The sequence below is a fragment of the Dactylosporangium sp. NPDC050588 genome (assembly GCF_040654975.1).
Taxonomy (GTDB): Bacteria; Actinomycetota; Actinomycetes; order Mycobacteriales; family Micromonosporaceae; genus Dactylosporangium; species Dactylosporangium maewongense.
In genome coordinates, this window is record NZ_JBFAJA010000098.1 from 1 (window position 1) to 12,337 (window position 12,337).

Below are 12,337 nucleotides of genomic sequence, written 5' to 3' on the forward strand. Positions count from 1 at the left end.
TCGGACTTCGCGCCCGCGATGAACTGGTGGCGGATCACGTCGATCCGGACCGAGGCGGGTGCGGAGATCGCGGTCGACTACAGCGACCCGGACTGTGTGAACCCGGGCCGGCTGCCGAACGTGAACGCGTTGGACAGCAACACGTTGCGGTGTTACCCGGTGAAGTGGGTGCCGCAGGGATACACACAGCCCAGGACGGACTACTTCCACACGTACGTGGTCGATTCGGTGCAGCAGATCGACCTGACGGCCGGTGGCAGCGCGACGAAGACGTTCTACGAGTACGAGAACCCGCAGAATCTCCCGTTGTGGCACTGGGACGGCGAGGACGGCCTGGTCCAGGCGAAGTACAAGTCGTGGGGGCAGTGGCGCGGCTACCCGTACGTGAAGACGAAGTTCGGTGAAGGCGCGAAGCAGCAGGTGATGAAGACCCTGTACTTCCGCGGCATGCACGGCGACAAGACGGCATCCGGCACCCGCACGGTCAACGTGGAGGGCCTCGAGGGTGGTCCGTTCCCGGACTACGAGCAGTTCGCCGGTTCGCCTCGCGAGCAGCTCGTCTACCTGGACGGCGCGGTCAACGCCGGCACGGTGACGACGCCGTGGCGGTCGACGAACGCCGCCGCGAGTCGGACGATCAACAACGTCGTCACCGAGTCCCGGTACGCGGGCACCGAGAAGACCGCGACCCGGGCGTCGATCAGCAACAACCAGTGGCGCCGGTTCGAGACGGTGACCGAGAACGATCAGCGGGGTGTGCCGCTGAAGGTGAAGGACCTCGGCAACCCCGCCGACACCACCGACGACAAGTGCACGCTGCAGGAGTACCTGCCGAACACCGACCCGAACGTGTGGCTGCTGCACTCGGTGAAGCGGGTGCGGTCCTGGGCCGGTGACTGCTCGGCGAGCGCGCCGTCCGCGGCGGATCAGGTCATCTCCGACATGCGGTTCACGTATGACGACCTGGCGTACGGCGCGACGCCGACGACGGGTCTGGTCACGAAGATCGAGCGGATGAGCGCCTGGAACGGCGGCAACGTCCAGTTCCAGACCGTCGGCACGTACAAGCACGACGTCCACGGCCGCACGACCGAGTCGACCGACATCGCCGGACGGCTGTCGAAGACCGACTACTCGCCGGCGACGGGTGGCCCGCTGGTCGGGATGACGACGAAGAACCCGAAGCTGTGGGAGACCACGGTCACCATCGACCCCGCTCACGGCGAGGTGCTCACCGAGTCCGACGTCAACAGCCGGATCACCTCCGCGCAGTACGACGCGCTGGGCCGCCGCACGAAGGTCTGGTACGCCGACCGGGCGCAGGCCAGCAACCTGAACACGCCCAGCGTCGAATACCGGTACACCATCAGCAAAACCTCGGTGAACGCCGTCGAGACCCGCGCCCAGGACGCCAACGGCAACTACCAGTCGCTGTTCGACCTGTATGACGGGCTGCTGCGCCCCCGGCAGAAGCAGACCCAGGCGGTCGGTGGGGGCAGGATCATCGCCGACACCAACTTCTACGACTCGTTCGGCCGGGTGTGGAAGACCAACCAGGCCTACGACACCACCGGCACGGCCGGCACGACGCTGCACCAGCCGGCGGATCTCGACGTGCCGTCACAGACCCGGGTCTCGTTCGACACGCTGGGCCGCACGACGGAGACCGCGCTGTACTCCGAGAACGTGCGCAAGTGGGGCACGCTCGTGAACTACTACGGCGACTACACGACGGTCACGCCGCCGCTGGGTGGGACCGCGGGTGCCACGTTCACCGACAACCGTGGACAGACGACGAAGCTGCGCCAGTACCACGGCGGCACCCCGACCGGCACGTACGACGAGCTCAGCTACGGGTACGGCAAGACCGGCCAGCTGGAGAAGGTCACCGACGCTTCCGGCAACGTGTGGTCCTACGAGTACGACGAGCTCGGCCGGCTGAAGAAGTCCGTGGATCCGGACAAGGGTGCGGTCGAGCTGACGTACAACGCCTGGGACGAGGTGGAGACCAGCAAGGACGCCGAGAACCGGATCCTGGCCTTCACCTACGACGATCTCGGCCGGCCGGAGACGACCCGCGACGGCAGCATCACCGGAGCCCTGCGGACGAAGACGGTCTACGACCTGCCCGCGAAGGGTCTGACGAAGTCGGTGTCCCGGTTCGTCGGCACCAATGAGTACAAGACCGAACTCATCACCGCGGACACGTTGTACCGGCCGACCCAGACCCGGGTGACCATCCCGACCTCAGAGGGCCTGCTGGGCACGTCGTACTCGGTGCGCATGACGTACAAGGTCGACGGCAGCCCGAACACGGTGGTGCTGCCGACGACGGGCAACCTCGCCGGTGAGACGCTGACGTACGAGTACGACTCGACGTACGGTCTGCCGAAGGCGCTGAGCACCAACTACGGCGACGCGACGTACTACGTCACCGACGCCACGTACACGGAGTTCGGCGAGTCGAGCTCGGTGATCCGGTCCACGGCCCTGACCGGTGCGCCGTTCGTGCAGAGCAAGACCGAGTACGACGACGTCACGCACCAGGTGAAGCGGCAGGCGGTCATCAAGTCGGTCGGCTCGGCGTACGTCGCGGACGCGGCGTACAAGTACGACCCCGCCGGCAACCTGATCAAGATCGACGACAACCCGCTCAACGGGCAGCGGGACACCCAGTGCTTCGAGTACGACCACGCCCGCCGGCTGAAGCAGGCGTGGACGCCGCAGAGCGGCGACTGCACCACCGCGCCGGCGTCCACGACGATGGGCGGTCCGGCACCGTACTGGCAGGAGTGGGACTTCGGTGCCGCCACAGACCCCAAGGGGCGGACGGGTTCCAGGCTGAAGGAGATCGACCACCTCACCCCGACCGGGCTGCAGACCACCGACTACACGTACCCGAACCAGGGCGTCGCCGGCACCCAGCCGCACCTGTTGAAGGGTTCCACGCTCAAGAACTCCACCGGGCAGGTCCTCAAGACCTCGACCTTCGACTACGACAAGACGGGCAACACCGTCTCCCGGCCGGGGCCGAACGGGCAGCAGGACCTGCAGTGGGACGCCGAGGGGCATCTCACCTCGGTGACCGACACGACCGGCACCACGTCATACGTCTACGACGGGACCGGCAACCGGCTGCTGGCCAAGGACAGCACCGGCGCCACCCTGTACCTGGGCGGCATGGAGATCCGGCTCACCGGCGCTTCCCTGTCGGCCACGCGCTACTACATGTTCAACGGTCAGGTCGTGGGGCAGCGGACCGGCAGCGGGATCGCCTGGCTCTGCGGCGATCAGCAGGGCACCGGCACCGTCGCGATCAGCGCCGACGCCGCGCAGACCGTGACCCGACGCCGCCAGACGCCGTACGGCGAAGCCCGTGGCGCCGCGGTGACGTGGCCGAACAAGAAGGGGTTCGTCGGCGGCGACACCGACCCGACCGGCCTGGTGCATCTCGGCGCCCGCGAGTACGACCCGAACACCGGCCGGTTCATCTCCGTCGACCCGATCGTCGACTTCAACGACCCGCAACAGCTGCACGGCTACTCGTACTCGAACAACAACCCGACCACGTGGTCCGACCCGAGCGGCCTGAAGTCCAACGCCGGCGACTTCCTCCGCGGCCTGCTCAAGGGCATGTGGAACGCCATCAACATCCTCGCCATGTACCGCGGCCTCAAGAAGATGTTCCAGGACCCCAAGGGCGCCTGGAAGGCCATGGAGGGCGACGCGAAGAAGTGGGAGGAGAAGACCGGCAACTGGCTCATGGGCTGGGCCTGCGCGCTGAGCGGGATCTGCGACCAGATCGCCTCGTGCATCGGCGGCGACGCCAGCGCCTACGAGTGCGGCGTGACCATCGGCGAGCTCGTGGTCGAGATGGCGATGTCCGCCCTGACCGGCGGCGCGGGCGGCTTGTCCGCCAAGGCTGCCGGCCTCGCCAAACGGTTGGCCGACAAGTTCCACGTCAAGATCCCCGGCATCGACACCGGACCCTCACACCACGACCATCACGACGGCAACGGTGGCAGCAACGGCTCGCCACCCGACAACGACTCCGGCGTTCCAGGGTCCGACAAGAACACCGACAAGCCCAAGCGTGACGGGGACGGCACCGACGACTCGAAGGACCCGGAGAAGCCGGGCAAGACCGACGATGACTCGGGTGACTCGTGCAAGCACAGCTTCGACCCGGACACCAAGGTGCTCATGGCGGGCGGCACCGTCAAGGCCATCAAGGACATCCAGATCGGCGACGAGGTCCTGGCGACCGACCCGGAGACCGGCGAAACCCGCGCCGAGGCCGTCGAGGTCACCCACGTCAACCTCGACAAGGAGTTCGCCACCCTCGATGTGGTGGACGGAGCGGGTGTCAAGGCCACCCTGGAGACGACCGCCAACCACCCGTTCTGGAACGAATCGCTCGACCAGTGGCAGCGCGCGGGCGACCTGGCATCGGGTGACCGGCTGGTCGCGCCGAACGGCTCCACGACCGTCGTCATCGGCTCCGTTGTGTGGACCGGCGCGAAGTACATGCACGACCTCACCGTCGCGCAGCTCCACACGTACTACGTGCTCGCCGGCAGCGAGCCGGTCCTCGTGCACAACTGCGGGGACGACGAGGATGAAGGCGCCGGCGACGGCGAGCCCGAGGAGTACCAGCCGCGGCACGCCTCGGACGAGGAGGCCGAACCGAACGACCACGTCGGCAAGCACCGCAAGTGGGAGATCGACAACGGCGTCCGGAGCCACCGCCCGCTCAACTGGTTCGACCGCTCGCTGGCCCACCGCAACGGCGTGAACACCGGCTACCAGGCGCAGAGCAACTTCACCGACCGGTTCGGCGCGTCGATCGGCCTGATCAAGGAGCCCTTCAGCGGGTACGTCCTGTGGGGCGGCCGGGGAGTCATGTTCGCGTATGGTTACGTGAAGGGCTATCGAGCGATCCGGCACCCGAAATAGCTGGGTAGGAGAGATGTCGTCCGTGGGACAGCATGTGTTCGTCGCTCAAGGCCTGTACCGGATCCTGGTCGGTGCCTGCCAGGTCGCGAAGAGCCGGCAGCAGGCAACGATCGGCGCTGACGACATCCAGGAAAGCATGCGGCGCAGGATCCCGAACTTCGTCCCGGGCAGGCTCGCCGGCGCCGGTCCCCTCGTGGACCGGCCCGGCGGCTGGGCCGGGTTCGAGGTCGCCGCCACCCTCCGGCAGGCGCGCTGGGAGGCGTTCAGGTCGCCGGGCCGCCGGCGCCCCGGCGACGCCATCGACTGGGGCGACGACGTGCCGGCGGCCATCCGCCGCGCGATCGACCTGGTCCCGCCCGCCCGGCCCGCCGTCGGCGCCGGCGACCTCGCCGCGGTGCTGTTCACCGGCTACTCCGCCCTGCCCGGCACCGGCGGTATCGCCTGGCCGAAGGACGACGACCGGCCGTTGCGTCCCTTGACCGACTACCTGCTGCACTGGCGGTATGTCACGGCCGACCCGCAGCCGCAGCAGAAACCCCCGGCCCGATGGGTGTCGGCCTACACGTCACTGACCGCCGGCGCCGACGTCATCCTGGCGAACCTGGAGCTCGAAGCGATCCGGCAGGCGGTGCGCCTCGGCCGCGACCGGGTGACGACCGCCGACCTGGTGCTCGCCGTCGCCGCCTTCGAGGACGAGCTGGCCGCCCGCCAGCTGCGACCCGTGCAGGCCCACCGCAGCCTCCTGACGGTCCGCGGCCTCACCTCGGCAGACGCCGCCCTGGCCGCGACCACCGCGGCCGACACCGACGACCCCGCCGTCGCCGGGCCGGCCCGGCGCAGAGCCTGGCGCACCAATCCGAACAACCCACCCTGGTCGACCGCCGCGGCCGCCGCGGCGGACCAGGCCCGCACCACCGCCGCCGCGGCCGGCGTCCCGGCCGGCAGCGCCCAGCTGCTCAGCGCCGCCCTGACCGTCCCCGACAACGCCGCCTGGACCCTGCTGCGCGCCCTGCACACCGACCCGTCCGAGGTCCTGCGCGACGCCGCCTGACAGCGCCGGACAGGTCGCTGCGCGAACGCGCTCGTGTGTGGCGGAAAGGTGACAGTGGACCCGGCCGCTTGACACCGGGTGTGATCGATTCCTGCGGTGCCTGTGACCTCCGCATCAGTGCGAACAACGGCCCGGAGACGGTCACCCACATTCGGGGCGGAGGGCCTCACCGGTGTGACCCCGGCCACTTTTCGGTGGTCTTCTTGCCGACAATTCGCACCGGAACAGCGCTTCTACCCTCGTGGCACCCGACCGGCGAGACGTGCTCCGACCCGGGGACCGGGACGCCACGCGCCGCCGGCGGCCCGTGTGATCCGAGCAGAAGGAAGTGAGCATGTCTGAGCAGACGTCGAAGAAGACCGGCGGCGAGACGGACCGGCGCCCGCCGGTGCAGCCGGAGGCCCTGACCACCAGGACCAGCATCACCGCCGGGATCCGTATCGCCAACCACACCGAGGCGCTGGCCGTCCGCAGCGCCGTCAAGGCCGGCGGGATCCGGATCCTGAACCACAGCACCGCCCTGACCGTCCGCACGGGGCTGCCGGCCGGCGGCTTCCACACCCAGCACAGCGAGGCGATCGTGGTGCGCACGAGCGTCGCGGCCGGCGGTTTCCACTCGCAGCACAGCGAGGCGCTGACCGTCCGCAGCCAGGCGTAGGACCGAAGACCGCCGGCCGGGGCGGGCACCGTCCCGGCCGGCGCCGGGACGCCGGCCTGTAACAAGCCCCGTACCCCGCCGGACCCAGCACGGAGAAACACCGACCATGACGATCACGGACCCGCTCGACGAGGCGGTCGCACTGCACGACCGGGCGCTGTCCGCGATGGCCCTGCACCGGTTCCCGGAGACGGTGCTGCTGTGCCGGGCAGCGCTCGCCGCGTTCGAGGCGCACTGCGGTCCCGGGCATCCCGACGTCGCCAACGTACTGACGCTGCTGGCGACCGCCGAGGACGAGCTGGGCCGGCACACCGCCGCCGAGGAGCACCACCGCCGGGCCGTCGAGGTGATGGAGGCGCTGCCGCACGGCGACGGCGACCTGCTGCGGCTGCTCGTCGCGGCCCGGGTCGGGCTGGCCGGCACGCTGCGGCGCCAGGCGCGGTACGCCGAGGCCGAGCCGCTGCTGCTCGGTGCGCTGCACGCGGCGCAGGCGTCGCAGGCCTACGACGATGTCGCGCTCGCCTCCATCCACAACGAACTCGGCGTGCTCTACAAGTTCGCCGGGCGCCTCGCGGACGCCGAGCGGCACTACCAGGAGGTGGAGGCGGCCCTCACGGCCCGGCACGGTGCGGACCATCCGGCGCTCGCCGGCCTGTGCCACAACCTCGCCGGGCTGGAACACAGCCGGGGGCGGCCCGCGGAGGCCGAGTCGCACGCGCGCCGCTCGCTGCGGCTGCACCGTCGCGCGTACCCGGCGGATCACCCCGCCGTGGTCGCCGACGCCGCGCACCTCGGCGTGATCCTGCACGCCGCGGGCAAACCGGTCGAGGCCGAGCCGTTGCTGCGCGACGCGGTCGGCTACTTCACCGACCGATACGGCCCCGAGCACTACGACGTCGTCGTCAACCAGCACAACCTCGCGGCCGTCCTCGCCGCGCAGGGGCGGGTCGACGAGGCCGGCACGCTGTACCGGCAGGCCCTCACCGGCAAACGCGCGACGCTGGGCCCGGACCATCCGGAGCTCGCGTTCACGCTCAACAATCTCGCGGTCCTCGTCGCCGACGCGGGGGACCTGCGACACGCGGCCGAACTGGCCACCGAGGCGCTGCGGATCCTCACCGCGGCGGTCGACGCCGGGCATCCCGCCCGCTGCGCCGCCGAGACCAACCTCGCGTCGTTGCGACCTGCCGGGCAGGGCTGAGCATGCGAACGCGCAGGCTCCTGGCGCCCGAGGTGGTCCAGACCTCCACGATGGACTGCGGCCCGGCGACGCTGACCAGCCTGCTCGCCGGGTTCGGCATCCGGGCCGGCTATGCCCGCCTGCGCGACGCCTGCCAGACCGACGTCGACGGCACCTCGATCGACGCGCTGGAGGACGCGGCCGCGCAGCTCGGCCTGCAGGTCCAGCAGGTGATGCTACCGGCCGACCATCTCGAGCTCGACGCCGCGGGCGCGCTGCCGGCGATCGTCGTCAGCCGCAACCCCGACGGTCTCACGCACTTCGTGGTCGTCTGGCGGCGGCACGGCGGCCTGCTGCAGATCATGGACCCGGCGGTCGGCCGCCGCTGGGTGCCCGCCGCGGCGTTCCGGCGCGACGAGCTGTACCTGCACGAGTTCGGCGTCCCGGCCGACGCGTTCGAGCGCTGGATCCGATCGGCCGCGTTCGGCGACCCGTTGCGGGCGCTGCTGTCGCGCGTACGCGTGCCCGGGACCGTCCTGGACGACTATGCGGCCCGGGACGGCTGGCTGCCGCTCGCCGCGCTGGACGCGGCCACCCGCCAGGCCGCGGCCACCGGGCTGCGCGGTGAGGCGGCGGTGCGGGCGCTCGCCGACGATCCGGCGTCGATCGCCGACGAGCACTGGTTCGCCCGCCCGGAGCCAACGCCGGCTCCAGAGCTTGAGCCATCGCTCGAGCCATCGCCGGAGCTTGAGCCATCGCCGGAGCTTGAGCCATCGCCTGAGCCTGAGCCATCGCCTCAGCCATCGCCTCAGCCGGAGCCATCGCCTGAACCGGAGCCATCGCCGGAGCCATCGCCGGAGGTGGAGCCGGAGCTGGACGGGACGGGCACGGTCGTGGTCCGTGGCGCCGGCACGGTCACGATCCGTGGCGCGGTCCTTGTCGCCGTGCGCGGCCGGGCCGGCAACCCTCCGGACCCGGCCGCCCTGCCGCCGGACCTGCGTGCCGCGCTCGCCGGACCGGACCCCGCGCCGTCGCGCTTCCTGTGGGAGCGGCTGCGCGGCCTCGGTCGTCTCCGGCTCGCCGCGGTCGCCGCCGGTGCCGTCCTCGCGGCGGCCGGCGTCCTCGCCGAGGTGGTGCTCGTGCGCGCGCTGCTCTCCGCGGACCCGGGCCGGGTCGTGCCGGCGCTCGTCGCGCTCGCGGTGGCGCTGCTCGCGCTGGACGGCGTCGTGGCCGGTCAGGTCGCCGCCGCCGGCCGTCGCCTCGAACAGGGCCTGCGGACCGCGCTCGCCGGCCGCCTGCCGCGCCTGCCCGACCGGTACATCCGCAGCCGTCCCCTGTCCGACCTGGCCGAGCGGGCACACCGGCTGCACCGCCTGCGGGAGCTGCCGGCGCTCGTCGTCGACGCCGCCCGCACGGGCACCCTGCTGCTCCTGCTCCCCGTCGTCATCGGGCTCGTCGACCCGCGCAGCGCCCTGCCGGCCGCGTGCGCGGCGGTGCTCGGCACGCTCGCCGGCTGGCTGTTCCTGCCCGTGCAGGCGGAGCGCGACCTGCGGATGCGCAGCCACGTCGGGGCGATCGCCCGCTGTTACCTCGACGCGCTCACCGGCCTGACCGCGATCCGCGCGCACCGGGCCGAGGTGGTGGTCCAGGGCATGCACGAGCGGATGCTCGGCCCGTGGGCCGCGGCCGTCCGCGCCGTGCACCGCACCGCCGCCGCTGCCGACCTGGTCCAGGGCGCGATCGGGCTGGGCTGTGTCGCGTGGCTGCTGGCCGGGGCGAGCAGCCGGGTCACCGACCCCGCCGCGCTGCTGCTCCTGGTGTACTGGGCGGCGGCGATCCCGGCCCTGGGCCAGCAGCTGGCGGTGCTGGCCCGACGGTTTCCCGGACTGCGCAGCGTCACCCTGCGCCTCGTCGAGCCCTTCGCGACGCCGGCCATCACCGAGCCGTCGGCCATCACCGAGCCGTCGGCCATCACCGAGCCGTCGGCCATCACCGAGCCGTCGGCCATCACCGAGCCGTCGGCCACCATCGAGTCGCCGGCCACCATCGAGTCGCCGGCCACTGCGGGCCGTCCGCATCCCGGGGGTACACGGCTCCGGCTCCGCGATGTCGAGGTGGTCGCCGCCGGGCGGCCGATCCTGAGCGTGACGGACCTCGACGTGCCCGCGGGCGCGCAGATCGCCGTCGTCGGCCGGTCCGGCTCGGGCAAGTCAACGCTCGCCGGGCTGCTGCTCGGCTGGCACACCGCTGCGGCCGGGGTCGTGGAGGTCGACGGCGACGCGCTCGACGCGGCCGCGCTGCGCCGGGTGACCGCATGGGTCGAGCCGGGCGTGACGCTGTGGAACGCCTCCCTCGCCGACAACCTCCGCTACGGCGGCGACAAGGCGGCGCCGCTGTCCGGCGTGGTCATCGACGCCGACCTCGGGCCGGTCGTCGACGCACTAGACACAGGGCCCGACACAGGGCCCGACACGGGACGTGGTCCGGGGCTCGCTCCGGGGCCCGGCTCGGGACTGTTCAGAGTGCTCGGCGAGCGCGGCGGGCTGCTGTCCGGCGGAGAGGCGCAGCGGGTCCGGCTCGGTCGCGCCCGCAACCAGCCGGACCGGCGGCTGGTCCTGCTCGACGAGCCGTTCCGCGGCCTGAGCCGGGACCGGCGCCGGCAGCTGCTGGCCCGGGCCCGCGGCTGGTGGCCGGGCGCGACCCTGCTGTTCATCACCCATGACGTCGCCGACGCGCTGACCTTCCCGCGGGTCCTGGTGGTCGACGGTGGACGGATCGCCGAGGACGGCATCCCCTCGGCGCTCGCAGCCGATCCGGCATCGCGGTTCCGCGCGTTACTGGACGCGGAGAGCGCCGTCGACGCGCGGTTCGCGGACCCGTCGTGGCGGCGGGTGCGGGTCGCCGGCGGCACCGTCGCGGTGGAGGTGGACGCGTGATCCGGGTGCTCGCGGTCGCGTTCGCGGTCTGCCACGCCGCGCAGTACGGACTGTTCCTCGGCTCCTGGCTGGTGCTCGGCGGCGCCGCGCTGGACGGCGCCGTCACCGGCCGTAGCATCGCGCTCTGGGCCGCCGCGCTCGCCGGGAGCCTGCTCTGCCGGGCGGCGGCGGTCCGGCTGCAGGGCGAGCTGGCGACGGCGATCGGCCGCCGGCTGCGCGGGCGGCTGCTGCGAGGCGCACTGGCGCTCGACGAGTCCCACGTACGGCGTGAGGGCACCGGCCACCTCCTCGGCCGGGTCCTGGAGGCGGAGAGCCTGGAGGACCTGGCGGTCGGCGGCGCGCTGGCCGGGCTGGCCGGCGGGCTGGAGCTGCTGCTCGCCGGGGTGCTGTTCACCGCCGCGCTCGGGCCGGTCGCGGGTCTGCTGCTGGCCGCCTGGCTGGTGGTCGCCGCGGTGCTGCTGCGCCGGCACGAGCAGCGCCGCCGCCGGTGGAGCACGGTCCGGCTGGCGCTGGGCAACATGCTCGCCGAGCAGGTCGCCGGGCACCGGACGCGGGCCGTGCAGCAGCCCGACGACCCGCCGGGCGACGGCACCCACGACCTGTACGACGCACTGGCCCGCCGGATGGACCGCGGTTGGACGGCGCTCACCGCGCTGGTGCCGCGCGGCTGGGCGCTGACCGGCGTCGTGCTGCTCGCGGCGCGGGCCGCGCAGGGCGCGGACCGGGTGAGCGTGACCGCCGCGGCCGGCGGCGTGCTGTTCACCTTCGGCGCGCTGGGCCGGCTGGTGGGCGGACTGGCCGGGGTCGCCGACGCCAGGTGCGCCTGGGACGCGCTGCGCCCGCTGCTGCCTGGCGCGTCCAAAGAGGACGGTTTCCTGCACCCGCAGGTGGGCAGCAGCTCCACAAAGGACGGTCCACCGTGTCCAGACGGGACGGACGGTGTTCCGCTGCTGGAGGCGCAGGGCGTCGGCTACACCTACGCCGGGCACGGGCGGCCGGTCCTGCGACGGGTCACGCTGCGGGTCGACGCCGGCGACCGGATCCTGCTGGAGGGCGCGTCCGGCAGCGGCAAGTCGACCCTCGCCGGACTGCTCGGCGGGCAGCGCGCCCCGTCCAGCGGCGTCCTGCGCCTGCACGGCGCGACGCTGGCCGAGGTCGGTGCCGCCGGGTGGCGCGGCCGGGTGCTGACCGTCCCGCAGCCGGACCACAACCACCTGATGCTCGGACCGCTCGCGCTCAACCTGCTCATCGGGCGCGGCTGGCCGGCCACGCCCGGCGACCTCGCCGACGCCGAATCGGTCTGCCGCGCCCTCGGCCTCGGCGACCTGCTCGACCGGATGCCGTCCGGGCTCGCGCAGATCGTCGGCGAGACCGGCTGGCAGCTGTCTCACGGCGAGCGGTCGCTGGTGTTCCTGGCCCGGGCGCTCCTGCAGGAGCCGGAGGTGCTGGTGCTCGACGAGACGTTCGGCGCGCTCGACCCGCACACCTTGGAGCGGGCGCTCGCGGTCGCCCGGGAGCGCGCGAGGACGCTGCTGGTCATCCGCCAGTGAGCCGTG

The 12,337-nt window shown here is 72.3% G+C and carries 6 protein-coding genes; all 6 read left to right on the forward strand.

Annotated features, from left to right (window positions below; genetic code table 11):
- The first annotated feature begins 18 nt into the window (after positions 1 to 18).
- Complete coding sequence (locus AB0I21_RS47525; protein WP_360571081.1) at positions 19 to 4,956, forward strand: polymorphic toxin-type HINT domain-containing protein; 4,938 nt, start codon at positions 19 to 21, stop codon at positions 4,954 to 4,956.
- Positions 4,957 to 4,978: 22 nt separating this feature from the next.
- Positions 4,979 to 6,007 (forward strand): hypothetical protein, encoded by a 1,029-nt coding sequence (locus AB0I21_RS47530; protein ID WP_360571083.1) that lies wholly within the window; start codon positions 4,979 to 4,981, stop codon positions 6,005 to 6,007.
- A gap of 334 nt (positions 6,008 to 6,341) precedes the next feature.
- Positions 6,342 to 6,665 carry a hypothetical protein gene (locus AB0I21_RS47535; RefSeq protein ID WP_360571085.1) on the forward strand — a complete coding sequence of 108 codons (324 nt, stop codon included), beginning with the start codon at positions 6,342 to 6,344 and terminating at the stop codon, positions 6,663 to 6,665.
- A gap of 106 nt (positions 6,666 to 6,771) precedes the next feature.
- The gene (locus AB0I21_RS47540) at positions 6,772 to 7,866 is read left to right on the forward strand and encodes a tetratricopeptide repeat protein (protein WP_360571087.1); all 1,095 of its coding nucleotides are present in this window, start codon (positions 6,772 to 6,774) and stop codon (positions 7,864 to 7,866) included.
- 2 nt (positions 7,867 to 7,868) lie between these two features.
- The gene (locus AB0I21_RS47545) at positions 7,869 to 10,781 is read left to right on the forward strand and encodes a cysteine peptidase family C39 domain-containing protein (protein ID WP_360571089.1); all 2,913 of its coding nucleotides are present in this window, start codon (positions 7,869 to 7,871) and stop codon (positions 10,779 to 10,781) included.
- Positions 10,778 to 12,331: an ATP-binding cassette domain-containing protein gene (locus AB0I21_RS47550; RefSeq protein WP_360571091.1), complete on the forward strand. Its 1,554-nt coding sequence runs from the start codon at positions 10,778 to 10,780 to the stop codon at positions 12,329 to 12,331. Before AB0I21_RS47545 ends, AB0I21_RS47550 begins: the two co-directional genes overlap by 4 nt.
- The last annotated feature ends 6 nt before the right edge of the window (positions 12,332 to 12,337 follow it).

Excerpts from the sequence above, each read along its gene's own strand:
- AB0I21_RS47525 (WP_360571081.1), top strand. The coding sequence starts at position 19 with ATGAACTGGTGGCGGATCACGTCGATCCGGACCGAGGCGGGTGCGGAG.
- AB0I21_RS47535 (WP_360571085.1), top strand. The coding sequence starts at position 6,342 with ATGTCTGAGCAGACGTCGAAGAAGACCGGCGGCGAGACGGACCGGCGC.
- AB0I21_RS47540 (WP_360571087.1), top strand. The coding sequence starts at position 6,772 with ATGACGATCACGGACCCGCTCGACGAGGCGGTCGCACTGCACGACCGG.
- AB0I21_RS47545 (WP_360571089.1), top strand. The coding sequence starts at position 7,869 with ATGCGAACGCGCAGGCTCCTGGCGCCCGAGGTGGTCCAGACCTCCACG.